This is a genomic window from Giesbergeria sinuosa, from assembly GCF_042652905.1.
Lineage (GTDB): Bacteria > Pseudomonadota > Gammaproteobacteria > Burkholderiales > Burkholderiaceae_C > Simplicispira > Simplicispira sinuosa.
Genome location: NZ_JBHSHJ010000010.1, coordinates 12,865 through 39,450, shown reverse-complemented (window position 1 = coordinate 39,450; position 26,586 = coordinate 12,865). Strand labels below are relative to the sequence as shown.

General features: G+C 59.8%; 28 protein-coding genes. 19 read left to right on the top strand and 9 right to left on the bottom strand.

What is annotated here, in order from left to right; genetic code table 11:
* Positions 1-16 precede the first annotated feature (16 nt).
* Positions 17-2,413 (top strand): DUF1631 family protein, encoded by a 2,397-nt coding sequence (locus tag ACFO6X_RS12100; RefSeq protein ID WP_382433369.1) that lies wholly within the window; start codon positions 17-19, stop codon positions 2,411-2,413.
* Positions 2,414-2,430: 17 nt separating this feature from the next.
* On the opposite strand, the gene dprA is transcribed toward ACFO6X_RS12100, so the two are convergent.
* Positions 2,431-3,603: a DNA-processing protein DprA gene (gene dprA / locus ACFO6X_RS12095; RefSeq protein WP_382433534.1), complete on the bottom strand. Its 1,173-nt coding sequence runs from the start codon at positions 3,601-3,603 to the stop codon at positions 2,431-2,433.
* 16 nt (positions 3,604-3,619) lie between these two features.
* Positions 3,620-4,834 (bottom strand): LysM peptidoglycan-binding domain-containing protein, encoded by a 1,215-nt coding sequence (locus tag ACFO6X_RS12090; protein WP_382433367.1) that lies wholly within the window; start codon positions 4,832-4,834, stop codon positions 3,620-3,622.
* A gap of 202 nt (positions 4,835-5,036) precedes the next feature.
* Here ACFO6X_RS12090 and def point away from each other — a divergent pair, with 202 nt between their 5' ends.
* The 9 genes from def (at position 5,037) to pyk (ending at position 12,311) form a co-directional block, all read left to right on the top strand.
* A complete protein-coding gene (gene def, locus ACFO6X_RS12085; protein WP_382433365.1) occupies positions 5,037-5,546 on the top strand; it encodes a peptide deformylase in 510 nt (169 codons plus the stop codon).
* The gene (locus ACFO6X_RS12080; RefSeq protein WP_382433363.1) at positions 5,543-6,043 is read left to right on the top strand and encodes a hypothetical protein; all 501 of its coding nucleotides are present in this window, start codon (positions 5,543-5,545) and stop codon (positions 6,041-6,043) included. Before def ends, ACFO6X_RS12080 begins: the two co-directional genes overlap by 4 nt.
* A gap of 46 nt (positions 6,044-6,089) precedes the next feature.
* Positions 6,090-7,073, top strand: coding sequence for a methionyl-tRNA formyltransferase (gene fmt / locus ACFO6X_RS12075; protein WP_382433361.1), 984 nt, complete (start codon positions 6,090-6,092; stop codon positions 7,071-7,073).
* Positions 7,060-7,773 (top strand): AzlC family ABC transporter permease, encoded by a 714-nt coding sequence (locus tag ACFO6X_RS12070; RefSeq protein ID WP_382433359.1) that lies wholly within the window; start codon positions 7,060-7,062, stop codon positions 7,771-7,773. The genes fmt and ACFO6X_RS12070 overlap by 14 nt, the downstream gene beginning before the upstream one ends.
* Positions 7,773-8,108, top strand: a complete 336-nt coding sequence (locus ACFO6X_RS12065; RefSeq protein WP_382433357.1) for an AzlD domain-containing protein — start codon at positions 7,773-7,775, stop codon at positions 8,106-8,108. Before ACFO6X_RS12070 ends, ACFO6X_RS12065 begins: the two co-directional genes overlap by 1 nt.
* A gap of 69 nt (positions 8,109-8,177) precedes the next feature.
* Positions 8,178-9,374 carry a phosphoglycerate kinase gene (locus ACFO6X_RS12060; RefSeq protein ID WP_382433355.1) on the top strand — a complete coding sequence of 399 codons (1,197 nt, stop codon included), beginning with the start codon at positions 8,178-8,180 and terminating at the stop codon, positions 9,372-9,374.
* 132 nt (positions 9,375-9,506) lie between these two features.
* A complete protein-coding gene (locus tag ACFO6X_RS12055) occupies positions 9,507-10,193 on the top strand; it encodes a hypothetical protein (protein ID WP_382433353.1) in 687 nt (228 codons plus the stop codon).
* Complete coding sequence (locus ACFO6X_RS12050) at positions 10,190-10,756, top strand: FlgO family outer membrane protein (protein ID WP_382433351.1); 567 nt, start codon at positions 10,190-10,192, stop codon at positions 10,754-10,756. Before ACFO6X_RS12055 ends, ACFO6X_RS12050 begins: the two co-directional genes overlap by 4 nt.
* 121 nt (positions 10,757-10,877) lie before the next feature.
* Positions 10,878-12,311, top strand: a complete 1,434-nt coding sequence (gene pyk, locus ACFO6X_RS12045) for a pyruvate kinase (protein ID WP_382433349.1) — start codon at positions 10,878-10,880, stop codon at positions 12,309-12,311.
* On the opposite strand, the gene ACFO6X_RS12040 is transcribed toward pyk, so the two are convergent.
* Positions 12,312-13,019: a phosphatase PAP2 family protein gene (locus ACFO6X_RS12040; RefSeq protein WP_382433347.1), complete on the bottom strand. Its 708-nt coding sequence runs from the start codon at positions 13,017-13,019 to the stop codon at positions 12,312-12,314.
* A gap of 72 nt (positions 13,020-13,091) precedes the next feature.
* Between ACFO6X_RS12040 and ACFO6X_RS12035 the strand changes: the two genes are divergently transcribed.
* From ACFO6X_RS12035 to ACFO6X_RS12015, 5 genes are all read left to right on the top strand, one after another.
* A complete protein-coding gene (locus ACFO6X_RS12035) occupies positions 13,092-13,772 on the top strand; it encodes a response regulator (protein WP_382433345.1) in 681 nt (226 codons plus the stop codon).
* The gene (locus ACFO6X_RS12030) at positions 13,769-15,133 is read left to right on the top strand and encodes a histidine kinase dimerization/phospho-acceptor domain-containing protein (protein WP_382433343.1); all 1,365 of its coding nucleotides are present in this window, start codon (positions 13,769-13,771) and stop codon (positions 15,131-15,133) included. Before ACFO6X_RS12035 ends, ACFO6X_RS12030 begins: the two co-directional genes overlap by 4 nt.
* An 89-nt stretch (positions 15,134-15,222) precedes the next feature.
* Entirely contained in the window at positions 15,223-16,287 is a 1,065-nt protein-coding gene (fba, locus tag ACFO6X_RS12025; protein WP_382433341.1) for a class II fructose-bisphosphate aldolase, read from the top strand.
* The gene (locus ACFO6X_RS12020; RefSeq protein WP_382433339.1) at positions 16,288-17,073 is read left to right on the top strand and encodes a hypothetical protein; all 786 of its coding nucleotides are present in this window, start codon (positions 16,288-16,290) and stop codon (positions 17,071-17,073) included.
* Between the two features lie 12 nt (positions 17,074-17,085).
* Positions 17,086-17,841, top strand: a complete 756-nt coding sequence (locus ACFO6X_RS12015; RefSeq protein ID WP_382433337.1) for a 5'-methylthioadenosine/adenosylhomocysteine nucleosidase — start codon at positions 17,086-17,088, stop codon at positions 17,839-17,841.
* A 6-nt stretch (positions 17,842-17,847) separates the two neighbouring features.
* On the opposite strand, the gene ACFO6X_RS12010 is transcribed toward ACFO6X_RS12015, so the two are convergent.
* Positions 17,848-18,819, bottom strand: coding sequence for an AEC family transporter (locus tag ACFO6X_RS12010; protein ID WP_382433336.1), 972 nt, complete (start codon positions 18,817-18,819; stop codon positions 17,848-17,850).
* Positions 18,820-18,839: 20 nt separating this feature from the next.
* Positions 18,840-19,457, bottom strand: a complete 618-nt coding sequence (locus ACFO6X_RS12005) for a glutathione S-transferase family protein (RefSeq protein ID WP_382433532.1) — start codon at positions 19,455-19,457, stop codon at positions 18,840-18,842.
* A gap of 113 nt (positions 19,458-19,570) precedes the next feature.
* Here ACFO6X_RS12005 and purB point away from each other — a divergent pair, with 113 nt between their 5' ends.
* The gene (purB, locus tag ACFO6X_RS12000) at positions 19,571-20,950 is read left to right on the top strand and encodes an adenylosuccinate lyase (protein WP_382433335.1); all 1,380 of its coding nucleotides are present in this window, start codon (positions 19,571-19,573) and stop codon (positions 20,948-20,950) included.
* 7 nt (positions 20,951-20,957) lie between these two features.
* Positions 20,958-21,518, top strand: a complete 561-nt coding sequence (locus ACFO6X_RS11995) for a YaeQ family protein (protein ID WP_382433334.1) — start codon at positions 20,958-20,960, stop codon at positions 21,516-21,518.
* 1 nt (position 21,519) lies between these two features.
* Here the strand turns inward: ACFO6X_RS11995 and ACFO6X_RS11990 are convergent, their stop codons facing one another.
* The 3 genes from ACFO6X_RS11990 to cysQ are packed head-to-tail and all read right to left on the bottom strand — an operon-like array spanning position 21,520 to position 23,269.
* Positions 21,520-21,930, bottom strand: a complete 411-nt coding sequence (locus ACFO6X_RS11990) for a DUF3717 domain-containing protein (RefSeq protein WP_382433530.1) — start codon at positions 21,928-21,930, stop codon at positions 21,520-21,522.
* A 5-nt stretch (positions 21,931-21,935) separates the two neighbouring features.
* Positions 21,936-22,460: a hypothetical protein gene (locus ACFO6X_RS11985; protein ID WP_382433332.1), complete on the bottom strand. Its 525-nt coding sequence runs from the start codon at positions 22,458-22,460 to the stop codon at positions 21,936-21,938.
* 11 nt (positions 22,461-22,471) lie between these two features.
* Positions 22,472-23,269, bottom strand: coding sequence for a 3'(2'),5'-bisphosphate nucleotidase CysQ (gene cysQ, locus ACFO6X_RS11980; RefSeq protein WP_382433330.1), 798 nt, complete (start codon positions 23,267-23,269; stop codon positions 22,472-22,474).
* Positions 23,270-23,666: 397 nt separating this feature from the next.
* On the opposite strand from cysQ, the gene ACFO6X_RS11975 reads away from it, so the two are divergent.
* Positions 23,667-24,398, top strand: coding sequence for a TerC family protein (locus ACFO6X_RS11975; protein WP_382433328.1), 732 nt, complete (start codon positions 23,667-23,669; stop codon positions 24,396-24,398).
* Positions 24,399-24,429: 31 nt separating this feature from the next.
* On the opposite strand, the gene ACFO6X_RS11970 is transcribed toward ACFO6X_RS11975, so the two are convergent.
* The gene (locus tag ACFO6X_RS11970; protein ID WP_382433326.1) at positions 24,430-25,959 is read right to left on the bottom strand and encodes a M48 family metalloprotease; all 1,530 of its coding nucleotides are present in this window, start codon (positions 25,957-25,959) and stop codon (positions 24,430-24,432) included.
* Positions 25,960-26,054: 95 nt separating this feature from the next.
* Between ACFO6X_RS11970 and moaC the strand changes: the two genes are divergently transcribed.
* Positions 26,055-26,561, top strand: coding sequence for a cyclic pyranopterin monophosphate synthase MoaC (moaC, locus tag ACFO6X_RS11965; RefSeq protein WP_382433324.1), 507 nt, complete (start codon positions 26,055-26,057; stop codon positions 26,559-26,561).
* The last annotated feature ends 25 nt before the right edge of the window (positions 26,562-26,586 follow it).

The following is a 26,586-nucleotide window of genomic DNA, read 5'->3' as shown; positions in this document are numbered from 1 at the left end:
CGATTAGGATAGTGCCATGTCTGTGCCGCTCTCCCCACAACGTGATCTGGCCCGTCAGGTGCGTCAACAGTTTGTGGAGGCGCTGGCGGCAGGGTTGGTCGAGGTAGATCAGGTCGTTCTGGATTTCCTCACCACTTTGCTGAACCAGACGGGTACTCAGCGTGAAATGCAAGACCGTCGTGATGCTTGGCAGCTCTATGGTCAGCGCCGTGCCGACTGGGTGCGAGCCACCCGTGAGGCTTGGGCGCAGGCTAGCATTCCCCGCCCTGTGGGGGCTGCTACAGCCTTGCGCACGGCGCCCACACCAGCGGCCACAGGCTTGAGCTTGGAGTTGCTCAGTGACGATGTAGTAGAAAACAAAATTGTTGCCTCACGCATTGCCCTGACGGTGTTGGAGGCTGTCAGTGGCAGCTTTGATGCTTTGCGTCGACGCATGCAGGCCATGGAAGGGCAAGAGCTGGTTGGCAGTGACTTGTTGCGCCCCGAAACCTTTTGCCTGTTGTTGGTGGAGCAATGGGTCGCTGTGGGGTTGCCACGCGCTAATTTGCAAGCAGTGGTGGATGCTTTGCAGCGTGAGCTGGCTATCCGGGCGCAGACTGCCTACCAGCAATGCAATGATTTCTTGGGGCGCCAAGGCGTGGCACAGCCCGATATTCGTCTGCGTGTGAGTCGTCCTCCTGGGGGGGCAGCGCCGGGCGTTGGGGCGGCTGATGGCTCTCGGATGGCTGCATTAGGGGGGCCACAGACGCAGATGCCCGCAGCCGCTTCTAGGCCATCACAACTGGCACCTGTGTCGGCAGAGAACTTAGCCATGTCTGCCATGACGCCACTGATGCGTGCGCGCCAGCGGGCCTATGGGGTGATGGGGCAGTTGCGTCGCCTGATGTGGCCTGGGATGGCCCCGGCCATGCCGGCACCGCCTCAGGCGGGCACTTCGATGATGATGGGGGTGCCTACCAGTTTGCATTCGGTCATGGGCGGCGCTGGGCCAGGGGCTGCCAGCATACAAGCGCCGCCTGCTTCTGCTGCCTTGGCACAGGCACTGGCGCAGCAACAAAGCCATGCGCAAACCTTTTACAGCAGCATGGCTGCCATGGCATCCCAAGCTGGGCCTGTGGCGGTGGTGCAACTGGTGGGGGCGGTGCGTGAACGCTCGGCCGAGCTGAAGAAAAAGGCCAGCACCGACAGCGAAAAAGCCATCATTGAGGTGGTGGCGCTGATGTTTCAGAGCATTTTGTCCGAAGACCGGATTCCGCCAGCGGTACGGGTGTTGTTTGCCCGTTTGCAGGTACCAGTGCTGCGTGTGGCGTTGGCCGAGCCGGACTTCTTTAGTGATCTGAGCCATCCTGCCCGTCTATTGATTGATCGTATGGGCGCCTGCGTGATGGGGTTTGATGCCACGGCCATTGACGGCAGTGCGCTGGAGGCCGAAATCCGTCGCGTGGTGCAGGTGATTGAACAATACCCAGAAACAGGGCGTAAGGTCTTCCAACTGGTGCGTGAAGAGTTTGAGGCTTTTCTGGCCAAGTTCTTGACGCAAAAGCAATCCACCGCCAGGGTGGTGACGGTGGCGCAGCAGGTCGAACAACGTGAGACCTTGACCATTCAATACACCATTGAGTTGCGCACTCTGCTCAAAGACATGCCGGTGCGTGATGAGATTCGCGACTTTTTGTTCAAAACCTGGGCCGAAGTGTTGGCACTGTCTGCCGTACGGGCGGGTGCCCAGCATGCCGATACTTTGGCCTTTAAGCGCACGGCTGCGGATTTGGTGTGGGCGGCGGGGGCCAAGCCCCACCGCAGTGACCGCACCAGGGTCATCCAGAGCCTGCCGGGCCTGCTCGATCGCTTGCGTCAGGGGCTGGCCCTGTTAGGTATGGTGGGCGAGCCACAAGAGGCTCAGATCAAGGTTCTGACCGATGTGCTGGCCCAAGCATTTGTGTCCAAAACGGAGCCCATTGCCCACGAGCAGATCGAGATTTTGGCCCAGCGGTTAGAAAATCTGGAAGACTGCATCAGCGAAGCGGTGTTGGGCGACATGCCGCTGGATGCCGAGGCCATCGAGATGATGCTGGGCATTGATGTGTCGGGCTTGGCGGTCATTGCCGACAATGATGCCCCAGTGGAAGAAGCCGTAGTGGAATGGGCGCGCCAGTTGCAGGTGGGGGCTTGGTTCACGATTGACCACAATGGCAGCACGGCCCAGGTGCAGTATGTTTGGCACAGCCAGCGCCAACAGTTGCATCTGTTTGCTGCCCCTGATGGGCGCAATTATTTGTTGCAGTTGCGTCGTCTGGCAGCCTATTTGCAAACGGGCTTGCTAACGGTGCAAGACGAAGAAGGGCTGACAGTGCGTGCCGCCCGCGATGCGTTGGCCAAGCTCGATGCCAACCCCGAGCGTCTACTGCAATAGCGGTGGCACTGGCAACCTCAGGCCAAGGCCACCCGCTGAAACAGCCCACCGGGCAGGCGTGCTACCTGTCCGGCCAGTTCTAGCTCCAGTAGTTGCACGAGCAGGCTGGCGGTTTCCAGCCCGGTGCGGGCTACCAGGGCATCTAGCCCCACTGGGTCAAAGCCCAGTGCTTTTAGCAAAGCAGATTCGGCTGTGGCCTCTTCGGTCTGGGGGGCAGAGGGCGCCGAAGCTGGTGCAGCCCGGTCAGCGCAGCAGGATAAGGGCAGGTGCAGGTCTTCCAAGACGTCTTGGGCAGATTCAACCAGTTTGGCCCCCTGCCGTATCAGGGCATGGCAGCCCCGCGACTGGGGAGCATGAATGGAGCCAGGAATGGCAAAGACCTCACGACCTTGGTTGGCTGCCAGCTTAGCCGTGATCAGGGAGCCTGATGCCGGGGCCGCTTCTACCACCAGTAACCCTTGGCACAGGCCTGCAATGATGCGGTTGCGCTGGGGAAAGTGGGCAGCCAACGGGGCCGTGCCCAGCGGGTATTCACTCAGCAATAGGCCGTGGGCAGCAATGCGGTGTGCCAGCTCTCGGTGGCGGGCTGGGTAGACACGGTCTAGGCCGGTGCCCACCACCGCAATCGTGGCCGGTGTGGTGTCTGCGGTGCTAGCGGCCATCAAGGCGCCTTCGTGGGCGGCGGCATCAATGCCCAGTGCCAACCCCGACACAATGCTCAATCCACTGCTCCGCAGCGATTGCGCAAAGGCGCGGGCATTTTCTTGGCCCTGCGCAGTGGGGTTGCGGCTGCCCACGATGGCTAGACAGTGGTGCGTTGTCAAACCGATGCCCTGTGGGCCCAGAAAACGAGCAGCCCCCATCAGGTAGAGGAGCAATGGCGGATCATCACTGTCGAGCAGTGCTGCCGGATACAGCGGGTGTCCCAAAGGAGCAATCGCTTTGATCTGCTCGGTGTTGGACGATTGCAGCCATTGCCATGTCTGCTCCAACAAAGGCGCCAACGTGGGGGGCACCACCTGCAGTGCTTCGCTCTGAGCGGCACTGACGCAGGCTTGCAGCGCCTGTGGGGTTTGGGCAAATATTTGCGCCGGCAGCCCAAAGTGGCGTAGCAGCCGACGCGCCGTGGTATGGCCTACCCCCGGAGTCAGGGTCAGCCGCAGCCAAGCGGCCAGTTCATCGTACTCCATGCCGATGCGAGAAGATTTACTGTGGATTGACCAAACGATCCCCGACACGCACGGTGGTTTGCACATTCAGGATCAGGGCATAGGAGGCCCGCTCGAAGGTGCGAAACACCATCGCTACGCCGTTGCTTTCGCTGGGTAGTTTGAGGGTGGGGCGAGATGGGTCGGTTTTATCTTGGATATGGGCGCCTTTGGTCATCAAATGCAGCACATGGCCCGTTTGCAGCCCATCGTGTTCGCCGGCACTGATGGCAATGACTTGGTTCTGTGCCGCATTGGCCAGTGCCGAGCTGTTGTAGATAGACACTACACGGGCATCAATCTCGTGCTGTGGCGCGTGGGGGGTGTAGTTGACAAAGGAGCGTGCGGGGGCTGGCAACAGACGGTCGCCCGCGCGAATTTCTTCGCGGATGGCGGTGATGCTCAGGGTAGCAGGGATGTATTCTTCGATGCGTTCGCCCCGGTCATTGGTGCTGATTTCGCTGCCTTCGCCACGCAGCAACTCAGCTTTGCCCAGGTATTGGGCTTCGTAGCCCAATACCTCGCCCGTGACCGGGTGTTTGAGCGGGAGAGCATTGCGAAAAACCCGGTAGTGCCGAGTCTCATCCGTGTCAGTGCGTAAAGGGTTGGTGGCATCGCCTCGGGCATAGACGCGGTCGCCTGTACTCATCAACACGCGGTCTTCGGTGGTGGCAATGATCCGAGGGGCTTGCAGCAGTTCTTGCTCATCGACCACCAATGGCTCTGCCAGAAAGGGTTCGATCAGGTGGGGCTTGAGTGTGGGCAGTGCCGTGTCGGCCAGGGTTTCGCTGCGGGTGCGTGGAGAGAGGCGCACCGTGTCGGGGGCGCTGTTCTGTGTGGCACGGGTGCGCAGGCGGGCATAGCCACCTTGCTGGTCGAGATACAGTGTTTGGCCAGGAAAAATCAGGTGGGGGTTGGCGATTTCTTGCCGGTTCATGCCCCATAAGTCGGGCCAGCGCCAAGGCTTTTGCAGGTACATGCCGGAGATACCCCAGAGCGTGTCACCGCGTTGGACGACATAGCGATCGGGGGCATTGGGTGCCAGTTCGGCCACGGCAATCCCTGGTGGGGTAACTGCTTGCGTGGTGGCGGGTGTGCTGGTGCTGATGGCTGCAGGGGTTTGTGCTTGGGCGGATAACCCCGTCAGTGCGGCGCCTAGTGCCAAGACCATGCGCCAGGGCATCCCTGAAGGTGTGCGGTTGGAAAGGGGCATGTCTTCTTTCTGGTGATGCATTGGCGATACGCTCCGTCGCTGAAACCACCCTGCGCCCCAGGTCTAGGCCAGCGGTGGATGGATGTGACAAATGAACAGCGATTCTCTGTCCAAGCCCTGCATTGGACAATGATTATTGGCCGCCCTCGCGCTGCGGTGCCGCAAAAGTAGCGAAAATACGGCACTATTTCCTTCTGACACAATGGCCATCCTCCCGATTCTTTGCTATCCCGATCCCCAACTTCACACGGTAGCCAAGCCTGTGGCTGTGGTGGATGAGCGCGTGCGCCAACTGGTAGCCGACATGTTGGACACCATGTACGATGCCCACGGCATTGGCTTGGCAGCCACGCAGATCAACGTACATGAACGGGTGGTGGTGATTGATACGTCCGAAGAGCGCAACCAGCCTCAAGTGCTTATCAACCCCGAGCTGGTCTGGGCCAGCCCAGACACCGTGGTGGGCGATGAGGGTTGCTTGTCGGTGCCCGGTATTTATGACGGTGTGGCCCGCTCGGTGGCTGTGCAGGTGCGGGCGCTGGATGCCCACGGGGCTTCGCGGGTGATAGAGGCGGAGGGGCTGCTGGCGGTTTGTATCCAACACGAGATGGATCACCTGTTGGGCAAGGTGTTTGTGGAATACCTGTCGCCACTCAAGCGCAACCGTATCAAATCCAAGATGGTCAAACGCCAGCGTGAGGCCAGAGCATGAGGCTGCATCTGGGTGCTGTGTCGCTGGCGCTGCTGTTGCAGGCCTGTGCCAGTCCGGTAGGGGTGGTGCCTGGCATGTCCCGCGATGCCGTAGCCGCTGTGTGGGGTGAGCCGCAGGCCAGCTACGATTTGCCCGAAGGGCCACAGCGTCTGTTTTATGACCGCCAGCGCGATGGCACCCAGCGTTTGGCGCTGGACTTTGATGCCCAAGGCCGTCTTTTGCGCAGCCAAGAGGTGTTGACCTTGTCATCGTTGAGCAGCGTAGTGCAGCCGCCGCTACGCACCCAAGAAGTATTGCAACGCTTGGGGCCACCAACCCAGCAGCGGGTGCAAATGGATGGGCAAGACGAGCAGCGCAAAACGGTTGTCTGGATCTATCGCTGGTACGACCAAGGGCGTTATCGTTTGGCCAGCATCCAGTTCAATGTGGCAGGTTTGGCAGAGACAGTGCAATTGATCGACGATCCAACGGACCCCCGCCAAGACAAGTACCGCTGATGTGATGGGGCATCTGCACTTTTAAGCGATCAAAGGGGAGTTTGGGATGCGCGTTGTTTTTGCCGGTACGCCGGAGTTTGCCCGTGTGGCATTGGAGCAGTTGTTGCAGGCTGGCTACACAGTGCCATTGGTACTGACCCAGCCTGACCGGCCTGCCGGACGGGGTATGAAGTTGCAGGCATCTCCCGTCAAACAGTGTGCGCTGGCGCATGGCATTGCAGTAGCCCAGCCGCACAGCCTGCGCTTGGATGGCAAGTTTCCAGCAGAAGCCGCCGAGGCCCGTGCCATGCTGGAGGCTGCTCAGGCCGACGTGATGGTGGTGGCCGCCTATGGTCTGATTTTGCCGCAATGGACGTTGGATTTACCCCGTCTGGGCTGCCTCAATATCCATGCCAGCTTGTTGCCGCGTTGGCGTGGGGCCGCACCCATCCACCGTGCCATCGAGGCTGGAGATCCCGAAACGGGCGTGACCATCATGCAGATGGATGCCGGTCTGGACACAGGCGCTATGCTGCTGATGGAGCGTTTGCCGATTGCCGCAGATGACACCACAACCAGTTTGCATGACAAGTTGGCCTCCTTGGGTGGGGGGCTGATCGTTCAAGCTCTGCAACAAGCCAGTACGGCATCTTTGCAGCCCACACCCCAGCCTGTGGCTGGCGTGACCTATGCGCACAAGATTGAAAAGGCCGAAAGCCACATCGACTGGCAACTCGCGGCCCCAGTGATTGGGCAGCGTATCCGTGCCTTTGATCCTTTTCCTGGGGCCAGCACGCTAGCGCAGGGTGAGACCATCAAACTCTGGGCCGCCACAGTGGCCGATGTGCTGCCCACGGCAGGTGTGCGGGCGGGGCAGATCGTGCAGGTAGACGATCAAGGGGTGTGGGTGGCTTGTGGTGATGGCGTTTTGCGCCTCACGGTGCTGCAACGTGCCGGTGGCAAGCGTTTGCCGGTAGCGGACTTTTTACGTGGCTTTCCCTTGCAGCCGGGCATGGTGCTAGGGGCTGATATTCTGGATGGCCCTCACTGACACCCTGACCCACCCGGCGTATCGCCTCGGGGTGCGCGATATGGCCAGCGCAGGGGTGGGCATGGCGGCCTGGGGTTTGGTCACGGGGGTGGCGATGGTCAAGGGCGGGCTGTCGGTGCCATTGGCTTTGGCCGTGTCCTTCTTGGTCTATGCTGGCAGTGCCCAATTGGCGGTGTTGCCTTTGCTGGCAGTGGGGGCACCACTGTGGGTGGTTTGGTTGACAGCCATCTGCGTCAATTTGCGCTTTGTCATCTTTAGCAACCTCTGGCGCAGTTACTTTGCCCATTTGCCGCTGCGTCAGCGGTTGACCATTGGTTATTTCAGTGGCGATGTGATCTTTGTGGCCTTCATGAAGCGTTACCCAGAGCAGCGGCCCCTGCCCGAGCAGCTGCCCTATTTTTGGGGCGCTGCCTGCACCAACTGGGTCGCGTGGCAGGTGCCATCGGTGGTGGGTATTTTGCTAGCCAATGAGGTGCCATTGTCTTGGGGGCTGGGCTTTGCTGGGGTGCTGGCGCTGTTGGGTGTGTTGTTTTCCATGCTCCATGACCGGGCTACTTGGCTGGCCACTGGCGTGGCCGCCACAGCGGCGGTGGCGGCATTTGCCTTGCCACTCAAACTCAATATTTTGGTGGCTATTGCTGCGGCTGTGGCGGCGGGGTTGACGGCCGAGGCATTGCAGCGGCACCAGGAGTCTGATTGATGGGCTGGACTTGGCTCGATTGGGCACTGGCTATTGGTGGGTTGGCCGTTATCACCATGGTATCCCGGGCTTTTTTTATGATTCCGGAGCAGGAGCTGCCCCTGCCACCTTGGCTTCGGCGTGGTCTGAAATACGCACCCTTGGCAGCCTTGAGTGCAGTAGTGGCTCCTGAGATTGTCATGAGCCAAGGGGCCTTGATTGTCACTTGGCAGGATGCGCGTTTGCCTGCCGTGTTGTGTGCGGCAGGCTACTACTTCTGGCGCCGAGGCATTCTGGGCACCATCAGTGTGGGCATGGCTGTGTACTTACCGTTGCATATTCTGCTGGGCTGGTAGTGCAGGAATCGGCAGGGCCACCCCTACAATGTGGCCCGCTTACAACAGATTCTTCTCGCTGACTGTCCCATGAACATTCTTCGCTTTTCCGACCTGTGCGCCCAAGGCAAAGTCCGTGGTCAACGTGTGTTTATCCGTGCCGATCTGAACGTGCCGCAGGACGACACGGGCCGCATCACCGAAGATACCCGTATCCGTGCCTCGGTGCCCTGCATCCAGCAGGCGCTAGACGCTGGTGCCGCTGTCATGGTTACCAGCCATTTGGGGCGTCCTACCGAAGGCGCTTTCAAGCCTGAGGATTCGTTGGCTCCTGTGGCTGCACGCCTGTCCGAGTTGCTGGGCCGTGAAGTGCCTCTGGTTGCCGATTGGGTAGAGGGTGTGCAAGTGCAGCCCGGTCAGGTGGTGCTGCTAGAAAACTGCCGCCTCAATGTGGGCGAAAAGAAGAACAAAGAAGAACTGGCCCGCAAAATGGCCGCGCTGTGCGACATTTTTGTCAATGACGCCTTTGGCACTGCGCACCGTGCTGAAGGCACTACCTACGGTATTGCACAATTTGCCCCTATTGCCTGTGCTGGCCCGCTGTTGTCGGCAGAGATTGACGCCTTGACCAAAGCCTTGGCCCAGCCCCAGCGTCCACTGGCAGCCATCGTGGCCGGTAGCAAGGTCAGTACCAAACTCACCATTTTGCAAAGTTTGGCCGACAAGGTCGATCAGCTGATTGTGGGGGGCGGTATTGCTAACACCTTCATGCTGGCAGCGGGCCTGCCGATTGGCAAGAGCTTGGCCGAGCCAGACTTGGTGGAGCAAGCCCGTGCCGTGATGGATGCCATGAAGGCCCGTGGTGCCGAGGTGCCAGTGCCCACCGATGTGGTGGTAGCCAAAACCTTTGCTGCCGATGCGCCAGCCACTGTCAAGGCGGCCACCGATGTGGCCGAAGACGACCTGATTTTGGACATCGGCCCCGAGACAGCCGCCAAGCTGGCTGCGCAGCTCAAGGCAGCAGGCACGATTGTGTGGAACGGCCCGGTGGGTGTGTTTGAGTTTGATGCTTTTGCCAATGGCACCCAAACCATTGCGCAGGCAATTGCCGAATCGCCCGCCTTTAGCATTGCGGGGGGGGGTGACACCTTGGCAGCCATTGCCAAGTACGGCATTGAGCAACAGGTGGGCTATATCTCCACCGGCGGCGGTGCCTTCTTGGAAGTGCTCGAAGGCAAGTTGCTGCCCGCATTTGACATCTTGCAACAACGCGCTGCACAGGTGTGAGTCATTGGGGTGGGCTGGGGCAAAAACAACATTTTTCTTGTTTTTCCTGGCCTTCACACCCAGAATCGTTTTTTCATCAGGTGGGTGCTGGGCGCTGCGAGCCTAGCCCCAACCTATCAGCAGGAGGGAATCATGGTGTTTGCAAGAGCAATCGGTGCTGCCTTGGTGGCGGGTGCTGTGGCTGCTTTGGTGGGGTGCGCTGCGAAATCGCCGATCCCTCTGGCAGAGAATTTTGAATTGACAGTGCAGCCCAAGGTGCGTTCGGCTGGCCATTGGGATCTGCTGTCGCGCGATGTGGTGGCACAGACGTTGAGCTCTTTGGAGCGCCTGGGAATGCCGCCGTCCACACCCCTGCATGTGTCGGCCCCGGCCAATGCCAGCGCCTTCGATTTGGCGTTTCGCGATTTTCTGATTACGGAGCTGGTGCAAAGTGGCGCAGCGGTCATGCAGTCGCCCGGACAGGCGTTGGACGTCAGCTACCACACCCAGGTGGTGCGCCACAACAGTGATCGGCCCCATTTCATCCCCGGCCAGTTCACCATGATTGCAGGCGGCTTGATGGCCGCCTACGGCTTGCGCCACGAGCACATTGACATGCAGTTGCTCGCAGGCTTGGGCCTCACGGCGGCTGCCGACTATGGTGCCAGCATCAATTCGGGTGGCCCGACCAACACCGAGATGATTCTGACCACCACCGTGACCCAGGGTGGGCAGTACTTGGTGCGCAAAACCGATGTCTATTACCTTGAAAACGTGGATACACCGTTGTTCATGCGCCCTTCCTACCGTAGCGTTAACATGAAGGTGGTCTCGCAATGAAGCTGTCTGCTTTCTCTTCCGTGGTTTTGCTGGCGGGCGCTTCGGCGCTGCTGACCGGTTGTTTCAATGGCACAGTGCCTGTGCGGGTTGGCCCCACATACCAAGAGGCGGCGGTGAGTCCGTTCCTCCAAAGCAACCGCGAGGCGGTAGCCAAGCTGACTGAGGGGTTTGACCTCAGCAGCATTGGTCAAGGCCCGGTGTTGGTGGCCACGGTGGTCAACGTCAATGATCTGAGCCGTTCGGCACCGCTGGGGCGCACCCTGTCGGAGCAGTATGCGTCGCACATGGCGGCCACAGGCTTCAACGTCAAAGAGATCAAACTGCGTGGTGATGTGTTTGTGCGTGAGGGTGCGGGTGAGCTGTTGCTCTCGCGTGAGATCAAAGACATTGCCCGCAGCCATAATGCCTCGATGGTGCTCGTGGGTACCTACTCGGCAGCGGCCAACTTTACCTATGTCAGCCTGAAGCTGGTGCGTACCGAAGACAGCCGGATTATTCGGGGCCACGACTACGCCTTGCCCAACGACCGCGATGTGCAGCGTCTGCTGCAAGTGCCGCGCTGACCTGCGGTGGCACTGCCCCTGTTGACCAGGGGCTGGCATTTCTCCCTTGCAGGCCGTCCTTGGACGGCCTTTCTTTTGGGGTGGCAACGCCCCTGCCCCGTATCCTGAAAGACTTTTGACCATGTTGCGCCGTGCCACCAAAATCGTAGCCACCCTGGGCCCCGCCTCTAGCGAGGTGGCCATGCTGGAAGAGATGATCATCGCTGGGGTCAATGTTGTGCGGCTGAATTTCAGCCATGGCAAGGCCCAAGACCATATTGACCGTGCTGCCGCTGTGCGCGAGGCGGCCCGCCGTGCTGGGCGCGAGGTAGCCATCATGGCCGACCTGCAAGGCCCCAAAATCCGTGTTGGCAAGTTTGCCGAAGGCAAGGTGGAGTTGGTGCCGGGTGCCAGTTTTGTGCTGGATGCCTCGCGCACCGAACTGGGTGATATTGGCGGCGTTGGGTTAGATTACAAAGAGCTGCCACGCGACGTCAAGCCCGGCGATCTGCTGCTGCTCAACGATGGCCTGATCGTGCTTGCCGTCGATGCCGTGCGTGGCGAGCAGGTGCATACCACCGTGCATCTGGGCGGCGAGCTGTCCAACAACAAGGGGATCAACAAAAAGGGCGGTGGCCTGACGGCACCAGCCCTGACCGCCAAGGACATGGATGACATCAAGACGGCAATGTCATTCCAAGCTGACTATGTGGCTGTGAGCTTTCCGAAAAACGCCACCGACATGGAGATGGCCCGCCAACTGTGCCATGTGGCTGCCGCAGGCTTGAACCATCGCCCCAGCCTGATTGCCAAAATTGAACGTGCTGAAGCCATCCCCCGGTTGGAAGAAATTTTGCGCGCTAGCGATGGCATCATGGTGGCGCGGGGCGATTTGGCGGTGGAGGTGGGTAATGCCGTGGTGCCTGCGTTACAGAAAAAGATGATCCGCATGGCACGCGATATGGACAAGGTGGTGATTACTGCAACGCAGATGATGGAGAGCATGATCACCAACCCCGTGCCTACCCGCGCCGAGGTCAGTGACGTAGCCAATGCCGTGTTGGATGGTACTGACGCGGTGATGCTGAGCGCCGAAACCGCCGCCGGGCGTTTTCCATTGCAGACGGTGCAAGAAATGGCCACTATCTGCACTGCTGCCGAGGCCGCAGAAGATGTGCAATTGGATGCCGATTTTTCGGGGCGGACATTCTCTAGCATTGACCAATCGATTGCCATGGGGGCTTTGTTCACCGCACACCATTTGGGCGCCAAAGCCATTGTCGCCATGACCGATAGTGGAGCTACTGCCCTGTGGATGAGTCGCCACCGTATCCATATCCCGATTTATGCCCTGACGCCCAAGGTAGCCACGCAGCGGCGTATGGCACTGTTTCGCAATGTGCGCCCCCTGTTGATGGACACCAGCGCCGACCGCGACACCGCACTGGAGCAAGCCGAACGCCACCTGAAAGAGCGCGGTATTGTGCAAAGAGGTGATGTGTATGCCATCACCTGTGGTGAACCGATGGGAGCGCCTGGGGGCACCAACATGCTCAAGATTTGCCGGGTGCCCTGATCAATCTGCCGTGCTGTGCGGTATTTGGTGTGCTAACACATCGCACAGCCAACCCACACACCAGCACAGCCAGCCAGTCCAGAGCGTGTGGCTCATGAAGTGGGCGCCGCGCGCCTGCTGTGCCAAGCCCAGTGTCAATCCAGCAGCCAAGGCCCACAGCAACCATCGGTAGGCTGCTTGGGGTTGGGTATGGCGCAGCGCAAAAAAACCACCTACAAAGGCAAATCCGGCACTGGCATGGCCTGCGGGGAAGCAGTGGCCCACCCCGCCGTCCATACTGTTCCATGCCCAGTGGGAGACATAGCGGGCTATACCACCAAACTCTTGCAAATCCCACGGACAACTGGTCGTGCTGCCATATTTGAGCAGGCTAATGGCCGCCAACGATACCAGTGTGCTGGTTGCCAGTTGCAGTCGCTGGCGGCTGTGTGCATACCGTAAGACCCCAAAAGGCCACCAGATGCCCACAATCAGTGCCAGCATCAGTAACCAAGCCATCCGGCGTGCGCCTTCGTGCATGATTTGTAGCAAAAACCAGTGGTCGCGCAGTGCAAAGCCCGTTCTGCTGCCAAAAACAGAGGCCAACCAGCGGTCTTGGCCTGCTGCATCCCAGAGCAATAGGCACAGCAACATGCCCAAAGTCATCGTAGCCAAGCGGCGGGTATCAGAGTGGAGTGGTGGTGCGTAAGCCCGTACAGGTATTGGCATGGGGGCTCACCATAAGCACCGCCACTTAACCCGGTCTTAACCGGCACAGGCCAGCACAGCGACAATCCAGCCATGCGAATTCTTGTGGTTGAAGACGATGTGGGCATTGCCCAAGGCTTGCGCACCAATTTGCGCCAGCGCGGTTATGCCGTGGATGTGTGTGATGGTGTCGCAGTGGCCTGGGCCGCTTTGCGGGCCGAGAGTTTTGATGCCGTGTTGTTGGATCTAGGGCTGGCCGATGGTGATGGCAGCACCTTGTTGCAGCGTTTGCGCTCCAGTCAGGGGGCTTTGCCCGATCCAGCCATGCCGGTGCTGATCATGACGGCCCGCGACGGGGTACAAGCGCGCATTGCGGGGCTAGACCAAGGGGCAGACGATTATTTGACCAAACCTTTTGATATGGATGAGTTGGAGGCGCGCTTGCGCGCCCTGTTGCGCCGGGCGGGCGGGCGGGCACAACCATTGGTGCGACATGGTGCTATTGAACTCAATCCGGCAACCCGCACCGTGCAATTGCATGGTCAGAGGGTCGAGATTTCTCCGCGTGAGTTTGCTGTGCTGCGCTTGCTGATGGAGTCGCCAGGACGGGTGCTGTCGCGGCGCCAGTTGGAAGAACGCTTATACGACTGGGAATCGATTGTGGATAGCAATGCGATTGAAGTCCATATCCACCATCTGCGGCGCAAACTGGGCAGCCAGTGCATTCAGACGATGCGGGGCGTGGGCTATTTCATGCCACAGGAGTTGCCGTGAACAGCCAACGCTCCCTGAGTCAGCGCCTGTTGCTGTGGAGTTTGGGGGTGCTGGCGCTGGTTTGGGGCTGCTTTGTGGCACTGGCCTACCGCACCGGAGTGCATGAGGCCGATGAACTCACCGATGGGCAGTTGGCCTCTGTGTCGGCGCTGTTGCTGAATTTGCGCACCCAAGTGCAGGTGCAGGCGGCGGTAATGCCTGCCTTGGCGACCAAAGACAATCTGTTGTTGCCGCCAAGGCACCACGATTATCAGCAACCTTTGAGTGTGGTGCAGTGGGATGCCGCTGGCCGTGTGCGCTGGCATGTGGGCGAGGCACCTGTGCCCCCTTTTGACTCCAACGAGGGCTATGCCAATTTACAACTGGGGCCACAGGCTCAGCACTGGCGCAGCTTTTCTCGTTGGGATGAGGCCCGGGCATACAAAATTACCGTGTTATTGCGCTTGGATGACCGGGACAGGCTGGCCCATGACATTGCCGGACAGATGGTGGAGCCGGGGCTGTGGTTACTGCCTGTCGTGGCGTTGGCGCTGGGGCTGGCAATTGGGCGTGGCCTGCGCCCGCTGCACCAGTTATCACAGGAGGTGGCGCAGCTCGATGTGCAGGGGGCCAAGCGCCTAGAACAGCGCCACGACTGGCAGGAGTTTGATGCGGTGGTCGATTCCATCAATACTTTGCTCACCCGCCAGCAAGAAGCGTTGGCCCGTGAGCGCCAATTGGCCAACGAGGTGGCCCACGAGTTGCGTACCCCGTTGGCAGCCATCGTATTGCAGGCCCAGGCATTGGGAGGGGGGTTGCCCTCAGCTGCCCAAGCGCAGGCACTGGAGTCGATACGCACCGATGCGTTGCGGGCTGGTCATGTGCTGCAGCAGTTGTTGGCACTGGCCCGCACCAGTCGGGGCCAGTGGCATGGTACGGCCAGTGCTGTTGATTTGGCCGCTTTGGCCCGCACGGTGGCTGCCGACTATGCCCAAGCCGTTTGGCAGCGCCAAGACACACTGGCTGTGCAGGGGCCAGAAGCGTTGATGGTGCAGGGCCACACCGTGTTGTTGGAGATGGCACTGCGCAACCTGATTGAAAACGCCTTGCGCCACACACCCCCTGCCACCCACATCGAGGTGCAATGTGGCGAGGCCACCGATGCACAGGCGGGCCCGTGGTTGCAAGTGTGTGATGACGGTGCGCGCCCCTCGGCGGGGGGGGCGCCCATGCCTGCCAAGCCAGTGGACAGCTTGCATTTGGGCCACGAAATCATTGCGCGGGTGGCCCAAGTACATGGGGCGGCATTTGGCATGGTCCCGGCACCCGCACCATTGACCACCTGCTACCGGCTGGATTTTCCTCTATCGGCCAGCGCATAGGCCCGCTAAAATCGGCAGTTACCAAGCGGTTACAGCCGCTGCGCCTGGCCCTTGCGGCCCCTCTTCTATCCTCAGAACGGACTACGACCATGCCCCTCGTCTCGATGCGCGAACTGCTCGACCATGCTGCTGAAAACCGCTATGGCATTCCCGCTTTCAACGTCAACAACCTGGAGCAGGTGCAGGCCGTGATGGCTGCCGCCGATGAAGTAGGCGCGCCCGTTATCTTGCAAGCCAGTGCTGGTGCCCGCAAGTACGCAGGGGAGTCCTTCATCAAGCACCTGATCCAAGCGGCTGCCGAGATGTACCCACACATCCCGCTGGTGATGCACCAAGACCACGGCACCTCTCCTGCCATCTGCCAAGGCGCTTTGGATCTGGGCTTTGGCTCGGTGATGATGGATGGCTCCTTGCGTGAAGATGGGAAAACCCCTGCCTCGTTTGACTACAACGTCGAAGTGACACGCCAAGTGGTGGCAATGGCCCACCAAATTGGCGCTACCGTAGAGGGCGAACTGGGCTGCCTAGGATCGCTGGAAACGGGCGAAGCTGGTGAAGAAGACGGTGTGGGTGCTGTGGGCAAGCTCGACCACAGCCAAATGCTGACCGACCCTGAAGAGGCCGCAGCCTTTGTCAAGGCCACGCAACTGGACGCACTGGCTATTGCTATTGGTACAAGCCACGGCGCTTACAAGTTCACGCGCAAGCCCACAGGCGACATTCTGGCTATCAGCCGTGTGCAGGCGATCAATGCCCGTATCCCCAACACCCATTTGGTGATGCATGGCTCCTCCAGCGTGCCACAAGACCTGCTGGCTATCATCAACCAGTATGGTGGCAAGATGAAAGAGACCTACGGCGTGCCCGTGGAAGAAATCCAGAAGGCCATCCAGTTTGGTGTGCGCAAGATCAATATCGACACGGACATCCGTTTGGCCATGACGGGCGCGGTGCGCAAGTTCATGGCCGAGAACCCCGACAAGTTTGATGCCCGCGAGTGGCTCAAGCCTGCCCGTGAAGCGGCTAAACAAATCTGCAAGCAACGCTATCTGGAATTTGGATGCGAAGGCCAAGGCGCGAAGATCAAGGGCCACAACCTGCAAGTGATGGCCGCCCGCTACGCCGCTGGTGAACTGGCCCAAGTGGTGAACTGATTGCCTGAGACTACCCCCACCCTAGCGGTGCCTGTGGTGTGTTCCACCAAAGGCCAGTCCACTGTGGCCCGCCCCTGGTGGGGGTGGGCTGGTTGTTTGGGGCTGTCGGTCACTTTGGCTGCCTGTGCTCCTTTGCAGCCCGGCCAGAGTGGGCATGCTGTGGGTGATATGCAATTGGCCCTGCCATGGGGTGATTGGCAAGATCTGGGGCCGTCTGCACAAAGCTGGCCTTTGTTACCTGACCTGGGTGCCACCCTGCCGTTGCAAACCCGCACGCTGGCGCTGCGCCACGACAACACTTGGCAGGCGGTGGTTTGGTTGCAAACCACCCACCATCGTAGCCCCCCTGCACTAGACCCCACCCTTTGGACAGACCCCTGCCCCACACAGCCCGATGTATGGGTGCAAGACGATGCGGCGGGCAGCCCAGTGCGCATCGATTGCCTCCGCTTCAAACGTGCGGCCAACCGCAGCGAACATTGGATGGCGCAGAACCATCCCGCATTGCAACAGTGGTTACAGACCGTACAGCCTGGACTGCCACAGCCTTACGCCCATATCAGCTACCGTTATGCCACGGCGGGCGGGGCTTATGTACAAGTCACCGCGCTAGTAGACGAACGCTTGCTCTTGCCCAATCGGGGCAACAATGCCGACTATTTGCGCTCGGGTGAATTGGGCCGTGCTTGGGCCAAGCAGTTGCGTATGGCCGTGCGCCAGGCCGTAGCCAGGGTGGATCAGCGGTTGGTGTTTCCTGCCTTTCCGTTAGCCCTCCCCGCCCGTTGAACCCACTGCACCATGACCACCGCGATTCTCAGCGCACTGCCTGAAGAGCAATCAGGCCTGCACCATACCCTGGAGCAGCCAGTGCGCCTGACCCATGCAGGCCGGACTTTTTGGCAGGGCTATCTTTATGGGCAGCCGGTGGTGTTGGCCTTGTCAGGCATTGGCAAGGTGGCAGCAGCTACCACCGCCACAGCTCTGATTGAACGCTTTGGTGTTACCCGCATGGTTTTTACAGGAGTGGCCGGGGGCATTGGGCAGGGCGTACAAGTGGGCGATGTGGTGGTGGCGCAGGATTATGTGCAGCACGATATGGACGCTACGCCGCTGTTTGCCCGCTGGCAGGTGCCGGGCTATGCCAGCGTGCGCCTGCCCTGTGATCCCGCGCTGTCGGCGTTGTTGTCGGCAGCGGCTCAATCTTGCCTAGGCCAGGCGGCACTCCATTGGGAGCCACCACGGACAACACCCACGGGTGGGCCACACCTGCACCAAGGGCTGATGGCCAGTGGCGACCAGTTTGTCACCAGCGCCGAGGTGTCTAAGGCACTGCGGGCCAGCTTGCTGGCCGCAGGCCATGAGGTGCTGGCTGTAGAGATGGAGGGTGCTGCCGTGGCCCAGGTGTGCATTGACTATGGGGTGCCGTTTGCTGCTGTGCGTGCCATCTCCGACCGTGCCGATGACCAAGCCACCGTGGACTTTCCGCGTTTTATTCGCACTGTGGCGAGCCGCTATGCCGATCACATCGTCCGCGGGCTGCTGCAAGCACTCTGAGCAGGCTCAGTGCCGTTGCACCCACTGCATGAGCCACGGTGCCATTGCCAGCCAACTGTTGAGGCTGACGAATGACAGTGCTGTGGCCACCACCAGTGCGGCGGAGCAGAATCCGGCCAAGCCATAGCGTTGGGCCAAAGCGGGCAACAACACTGGAATGGGCATGCAGGCAAAGACCAGCGCAGCCGTTTGCAAAGGTGGGTCAAAGTCGGGCAATAGCCACAACATCAGTAACACGGTCAGTGGGTGCAACAGCAGCTTGCCTGCCGCCAGCACGCCCAAATCCTGCCCGGCGCCACGCAAAGGCTGGCCCACCAACATGCCACCAATCATGAACAGCGCGACAGGTGCGGCAGCACTGCTCAGCAGTGTGAGTGTTTTTTGCACCGGCAGCGCCAGTACGATGCCGGTGGCTGACCACCCCAATCCGGCTGCAATGGCTAGAAACACAGGGCTTTTGAGCAAAGAGCGCAGCGATTGCAGCAACGACTGTTGCCAACGCAGATTTTCACCCGCATCGGCCAGTGCCATCGTCAAAGGGATGATGATCGCCACCTCTGTCAGCAGGCACAGCGGCAGGGCAATATCGGCTGCAGGCCCAAGCAGGGGTTGCGCAATCGGGTAGCCAATAAACACACTGTTGGATGCCGCCATTGCCTGCCCATACAGCGCACTGCGGCTGCGTCCGTGGCGGCAATGCCAGCGTGCATAGGCAAATCCGCCCAACCAAGCCAGCAGCGAGCCTGACACATACACGCTCAGGTAACCGGGGTTGAGCACCTCTTCCAGCCGGTATTGCGAAATGGCACGAAAGATCAGACATGGCAGGCTGATGCGCAGCAGAAACTGCCCCAACACCCCCATCTGTTCACGGGTGAACACGCCAACACGCACACAAGCAAACCCCAACGCGATGATCAGATAAATGGGAACGGTCAGCGTGAGAATCTGCAACATGGCGGTAAACCCAGCAGCCATGTGTTGGCTGCTACGCCTTGTCAGGCCACTGGCTGCGTGTCGGCAAAGCTGGGGCGCTGCATCAGTTTGTCGTGCAGACGGCCCAGATTGGGGTATTGACCACGCCAGTCAATCTCAGGGAAACGAAATGCCAGCCAGCCCAGCGCACACCCCACCGCAATATCTGCCAAGCCAGGGTGGATGCCGCCGTAGTAAGCCTTATCACCCAGTCCTTTACTCATGGTGTGCAAACCCACATGCACTTTGCTCATCTGGCGCTCTATCCAGGCTGGGCTGCGCTGGTACTGACTGCGGCCTTCAAAGGTGTTCTCCAGCCGCACCAGAATTGCTGCGTCCAGCACGCCATCGGCCAGAGCTTCCCAGGTCTTGATTTCGGCCCGCTCCCGGCCTGTGCTGGGGATCAGCTTGCCCACGGGCGAGAGGGCGTCCAGATACTCCACAATGACGCGCGAGTCAAAAATGGTATCGCCTCCTTCCATGATCAGGCAAGGCACTTTGCCCAACGGATTGATCGTGGCAATGCCCGTATCGGGTGCCCAGACGTTTTCCAGTACCAAGGTGTAGTCGAGCTTTTTTTCCGCCATCACCACGCGCACTTTGCGCACGTAGGGGCTGGTGGTCGATCCGATCAGTTTCATCTTCATGGTGCTGGGCGTGCAGGCATTGCAAAAGCAGAGGGCTGTAGATTCTATCGATGGAGCATGGGTAAGACCTGTACTGGGGTCATGCGGTCATCCTACAATCGTGCTCCATGAGCCTCTCGACCCTTACCGCCCTGTCGCCACTGGATGGCCGTTACGCCGCCAAACTCTCCACCTTGCGCCCAATCATGAGCGAATATGGCTACATGCACCGCCGTGTGCAAGTGGAAGTGGCCTGGTTCATCGCGCTGTCAGATGCAGGCTTTGACGAGTTCAAACCCCTGACGCCCGGTGCGCGCTCTTACCTGCTCAATTTGGTCAAGAACTTCTCAGAAGCCGATTGCGCAGCCATCAAGGAATTTGAAAAAACCACCAACCACGACGTGAAAGCGGTGGAATACTGGATCAAGTCCAAGTTTGAAGCCCGTCCAGAACTCGAAAAGGCGGCAGAGTTTGTCCACTTTGCCTGCACCAGCGAAGACATCAACAACACCAGCCACGCGTTGCAAATCCGCTCGGGGCGCGATCAGGTGATCCAGCCAGGGCTGGATCGCATCGTGCTCAAGCTGCGCGAAATGGCGCTGCTCTACGCCGAGGTGCCCATGCTCAGCCGCACCCACGGCCAAACTGCCAGTCCTACTACCGTGGGTAAAGAGCTGGCCAACGTGGTGGCACGACTGCAAATAGCCGTAGACCGCATTGCCAGCGTCAAGATTCTGGGCAAAATGAACGGTGCTGTGGGCAACTACAACGCCCACCTGTCGGCTTGGCCCGAGTTTGACTGGGAAGCCTTTAGCAAAAAGGTTATTGAAACACCCGAGCCGATGGGGTTGGGCCTGACCTTTCAGCCCTACAGCATCCAGATTGAGCCGCACGACTACATGGCCGAGCTGTTTGATGCTGTGGCCCGTGCCAACACCATCTTGATTGACCTGTCGCGTGATATTTGGGGCTATGTGAGCTTGGGCTACTTCAAACAGCGTTTGAAGGCAGGCGAAATCGGCTCCTCCACCATGCCACACAAGGTCAACCCGATTGACTTCGAGAACGCAGAGGGCAATTTGGGCTTGGCCAATGCGCTGCTGCGCCACCTGTCAGAAAAGCTGCCCATCTCCCGCTGGCAGCGGGATCTGACCGATAGCACAGTGCTGCGCAATATTGGCGTGGCTTTGGGCTATGCCGCATTGGCCTACAACTCGTTGCTGACAGGGCTGAACAAACTGGAGCTCAACGAAGAACGCTTGCAAGAAGATTTAGACGCGGCCTGGGAAGTGCTGGCCGAGCCTATCCAAACAGTGATGCGCCGCTACGGTGTGCAAGGTGCCTACGAGAAGCTCAAGGAAGTCACGCGCGGCAAAACCGTGACCGCTGAAGCCTTGCATGGGCTGATTCAGGCGCTGGAGATTCCGCAAGCCGACAAAGACCGTTTGCTGGCCATGACGCCTGCCAGCTATGTGGGCAAGGCTGCCGAATTGGCACGGCGCATCTGAAGCAAGTATGGCCCTCAAGTCCACCATCTTCAAGGCGAACCTGCAAATTGCCGATATTGACCACGGCTACTATGCCGACCATGCACTCACTCTGGCACGCCACCCCAGCGAGACCGATGAGCGCATGATGGTGCGTCTGGCAGCCTTGGCGCTCAATGCCCACCACCTGCAAGACACCTGCCACGGCGATGGCACCTTGGCCTTTGGCGCTGGCCTGTCTGACCCAGACGACCCAGACGCCTCCCTGACCGACTTTACGGGCCGCAAGCGTTTGTGGATGGAAGTGGGCCAGCCCGAAGACAAACCGCTGACCAAGGCTTGTAGCAAGGCCGATGCCGTGGTGGTTTATGCCTTTCACCATGCTGCCGAAGTGTGGTGGAAGGGCATTGAGACCAAGCTCACGCGGTTGGACAAATTGCAGGTTTGGCGCATTCCCTCGGAGGCAGCGCAGGATTTGGCCCGTCTGGCCGAACGCAGTATGCAGTTGCAAGCCACCATCCAAGAAGGCGCTATCACTTTGAGCAGCCACTTGGGCAGTGTGCCGTTAGAGCCACTGCGCTGGAAGTAAGTTATCCCGCGTGGTGGGTGCGCTCGGCATAGCGATTAAAACGCCATGCCGTGCCCTGCGCCACAATGCGCCGCCATACGGCACGCTTTTGTGCCGGGCGCAATGCCAACCAGTGTTGCACCTCGGCAAAACTGCGGCCACAACCCTTGCATTCTTCATCGCCCTGGCTGGTAGAGCAAATGGCGATGCAGGGGGTGTCTGGGGTGGTAGCGTACCAATCCAGCCATGCCGTGTAGGCCACAGCAGGCAGAACCTGTTCATCCACCCCCGACTGGCGGGCCAAGACCAAACGGCCATACACCTCGGCCAATGCCTGTAATGGGGGGGCCAATGGCCCACCAGCAGCTGTGGCTTGCACGGTGCGCCAATGGTTGATGGCAGCTTCAATATCTGCAATGTCGATCTGCACAATTAGCCTCAGTGCAGCATGGCAGAACGCGATGGTGCGGTTTGGCGGGCCTCTGCCAGCCACTGGGGCCACAGTGCCAGCGGCCAACTGGCCCGCACATACTGGTCGTAAACAATATTGAGCCATTGGCGCAAGGGTTGTGCTTGCAAGGTCAAATGGCTACTGTGTTCTGCACCCGGAGGTGCCGACTGAAAGCCCAGCTGCACATGCTCAGGGGAACAAGTCAACTGCACGCTATGCACCAACCATGCGTGGCTCTCGGGCGCACTGTGTACTGGCGTCTGTGGTTGCAAGGCGGCTACGGCGGCCTGCTGGGCAAATTCTTGCACGGCCTCGTCCCAGCCCTGTGGCACATCGTGGCGCTCTAGCCAGTGCAGCAAATGCGGCAGCAAGCGGTTGAGCAGCCGTTGTGTCAGCCACAGAACCACTGTGCGTGGGCTGTCTTCACCAGCGTGTGCAGGCAATTCACCTGTGATGCGGATGCGGTCTTCTGCCTCTACGTATTCGGTGGTCAGACGGCTCAGGCTTCTCATGTGTCAGCCTCCTACTTTGCGCTGGGCAGCAGTTGCGCTAACCACTGCGGATCACCCACGGCCAGAAACTCCGGGTTGAGCACTGGGCGTTGCAGGCCGTATTGCAGCACCTGCCCGGCAAAATCGGTCACATGGCCTCCAGCCTGCTCTAGCACGCACTGGGCAGCGGCAGTATCCCACTGGCTGGTGGGGCCAAAGCGGGGGTAGATATCGGCCTGCCCTTGGGCAATGCGGCAAAACTTGAGAGAGCTGCCTGCCGCCACAAAATCATGGGGCAAGGGCAACTGCGCCAACCAAGCGGCCAGCGCCTCGCCACCGTGGGAGCGGCTACCCAGCACGCGCAGTGGCATTTCTGTGCGCATCTGTGCCACCTTTAAGGCTACAGCGCCTGCTGCTTGGCGTTGCCAAGCGCCCAGCCCTCGGGCGGCATAAAACAATTCTCCAGTAGCCGGGGCCAACACCACACCAGCGACGGGCTGGCCTTGGTGGATCAGTGCGATATTGACCGTGAACTCGCCACTGCGCTGTACAAACTCTTTGGTGCCATCGAGTGGATCGACCAGAAAAAACGTCTCTGCCGTGCGTGCGCCCGTGGATGCCGACTCTTCCGACCAGACAAATACCCCCGGAAACTGTGCCTCTAAACCCGCCCGAATGGCATGGTCGGCGCGCAAATCGGCCTCGGTCAGGGGGGAGGCATCGTCTTTTTGCCAACTGGCAAAGTCTTGGGCATACACAGCCATTACCTGCTGGCCTGCGGCCTCGGCAATAGTACACAGGGTATGAAGTTGCTCAATGGTTAGGATCATGATGGGTTGGATGGTCGCACAACCTGGCAGGAAATTCAGTGCCGACATACGCAATACCCACAACAGGCCCATACTTGCACAACTGCGGCAGCGGTGTTCCAATTGCCCCTTCGAAGGGGAGTAGCTCCCATCCCGGTGTTCGGGATGTCAATGCCGTCGTCAATACGAAGCCCTGCTTCCGGCGGATTGGGTGTGTGGTGCCTGTGGTGGCACCCATACTGAGCAAGACCTTTGATGGGCCCGCAGTGGGCTGATCAAGGTCGTCCCCATACCCTCCTGTACTGCGCAGCGGGTGGGATGTCCGGTTCTTCCACCGCAGACTGTCAAACTCCCGTGATGGGGCAAAGGCCATCATGGTGCTTGCCCTTCCTACCGCTAACCGTGACTGAGAACTTTTATGGACTTTCTGTTTGCGCATGAATTTTGGCTCGCTTTGGGCCAGATCATCATCATCGACATCTTGCTCGGTGGCGACAATGCCGTGGTCATTGCCTTGGCTTGTCGCAAGTTGCCACCTGAGCAGCGCCGCAAGGGCATTATTTGGGGCACAGCAGGCGCCATTGTTTTGCGCGTCATCCTGATTGCCTTTGCCATGACGCTGTTGTCGCTGCCGTTCCTGAAATTTACGGGGGCGCTGTTGCTGGTGTGGATTGGTGTCAAGCTGCTGGCCCCTGATGAAGAAGGCCACGGCGATGTGCAAGGCAGCGACAAGCTGCTGGCGGCCATCAAGACCATCATCGTGGCCGATCTGGTCATGAGCGTGGACAACGTCATCGCCATTGCTGGTGCTGCCCAAAACGCTGGCGATCACCAAATGCTGTTGGTCACATTGGGCCTGCTGATTTCTATCCCCATTATTGTTTGGGGCAGCCAATTGGTTATCCAGCTGATGGAGCGTTTCCCCATCATCATCACACTGGGCGGCATGTTGTTGGGTTGGATTGCCGGTGGCATGTTGGTGTCTGACCCCGCATTGGCCGATCCTGACAAGTGGCAATGGATGCTCAAGCTGCCCCAATCCGATACCCTGAAGTACGCTGCCAGTGTGGCTGGTGCCTTGTTGGTGTTGGGCTTGGGCAAATTGATCTTGGCCCGCCGCACTGCTGCGGGCACCGCTGCTCCTCACTGATGGCGCCCTTGGCGGCTGCCTGCGACCCCATCTAGCGCAGTGCAGCCGCCTGTTCTTTCGCCAGTGCTTGCACGGCCCGTAGGCGGGTGTCGATGATCGACACCTCTACAAAATCTTGGGCGCTGCTGCTTTTGCGCGCCCACTCTTGCCCAGCCTTGAAACGGTCTACGGCAGCCGCATAGTCATAGCGGGCCGCATGGGCTTCAGCTTCGGCGCGTATCGCCCGCAGGGTTTGGCCTTGGGCCTGCCAAGCAGACGCCAGCGCCTGCCAAGCACCGGCATCCCGTGGATGGGTACTTACCCAGGTTTGCAGTGGCCCCACCATTTCTGCAGCCCTGCCTAAAGACAACGCAATTTGCGCCCGCAATAACAAGCCTGGGCGGTCTTCACGGCCTTGTTCGGGCAGCAGCCGCCATGCGGCAGCTGCATCTCTGGCAGACAGTTCCACCTCGGCCCCGAGCCATTGGGCCAGTGTGTGTGCCCGCACATCTCCTTGCGTCACTGCTTGCAGGCGCGGCAGCCACTGGCGGGCTTGTTGTGGTTCGTGCAGTGCAATGGCTGTGAGCATGGCTGCATACAAAGCGGCCGCCTGTTGGTGGGGTGCCCGTTGGGCAAAACCGTGGCTTCGGGGTTCTGCCAGCCATTGGCGCAGCATATCCACTCCTGGGCGTGAGAGCACCCGAGCCCGTGCAGCTAGCATGGCGTGTTCTAGGGTGGGGGCCAGCACTTCGCGGGTGGTTTGCAGTGGTAAACGCGCTTGCATGTCTGCCACCCGCTGGGTGGTGAGGGGGTGGCTGCGCAAGTAGGGCCAAGAGCCGTTGTCGTTGAGCCGATTGGCATGTTGCAGTTTGTCGAACATGCCCACAAACCCCTCTGGTGCAAACCCTGCGGGGGCCATCAGGCTGTGGCCTACCCGGTCGGCTTCACGCTCCATATCGCGCGAGAAATTGAGCTGATTTTGTACCGCCAGTGCCTGTCCGCCCACCGTGATGGCTTGGGCGGCCTGCGGGCTTTTGCTCGCTGCCAAGGCCGCCAGAATCATGGTGCCCAATACCAAGGGGGTTTGGCGGCTTTGTTGCGCCAAGAGCCGGGCTATATGCCGTTGGGTCACATGGCTGAGTTCATGGGCCAACACCGAGGCCAATTCATCTCGGCTGCTGACCACCCCCAGCAAGCCCAAATGCACACCCAGATAGCCCCCTGGCAGCGCAAAGGCATTGACCGAGCGGTCGCGTCCTAGCAGCACTTCCCAGGCAAACCGCTCGTCCAATTCAGGCGACAGCTCACCACGCACCCTGGCTGCTGCCAACAAAGCCTGCCATTGCGTTTGTACATAGTCTTGCAGCACGGGGTCATCCAGATAGTCTGGATCGCGGTACAGCTCACGGATGATGCTGTCACCCAGCCGCCGCTCGGCACTGACACTCAGATCAGCCCCATCCCCCAGAGTAGGCAGGCCGCTTGCCGCCAGTGCCGTGGCGGGGGCGACCCCCCCCGCGCCTGCGATGGACAAAGACAATGCCAGTGCTTTGGCCGCCAATAACAGAGTAGATTTTTGCATGGTGTGTGGTAGGTAGGTGCCTGCTGCTGCCTATGATGCACGGTTGCTCCATGGTAGAAATTTTTGCTGAAGCATCGTTCCCTTGCCATACCACCATGCCCACTCTGACCCATTTTGATGCCCAAAGCCAAGCCCAGATGGTGGACATTGCAGCCAAACCCCACACCCATCGGGTGGCGGTAGCGGGTGGCTATATTGCAATGCAAGCCGCCACATTGGCCTTGATCAGCACAGGGCAGGCCCGCAAGGGCGATGTATTGGGGGTGGCCCGGATTGCTGGCATTCAGGCCGCCAAGAAAACCAGTGACCTGATTCCGCTGTGCCATCCCTTGCCCCTGACCCGCATTGCTATCGATTTTGATGAGGCCAGCGTCCATCACCCCGGTGTGTGTGGCATTTTTTGCCGTGCCACCGTGGAGACGGTAGGCGCTACGGGGGTGGAAATGGAAGCCTTGGTGGCCGTACAGGTGGCTTTGCTGACTATTTACGACATGTGCAAGGCGGTGGATAAGAGTATGGGTATCCACGGGGTGCATGTGTTGCAAAAACAGGGGGGAAAATCAGGCGGCTGGCAGATAGCCAACCATGAGATTCAACGCTAGCTCTCAGTGCAAAAAACATATTGCA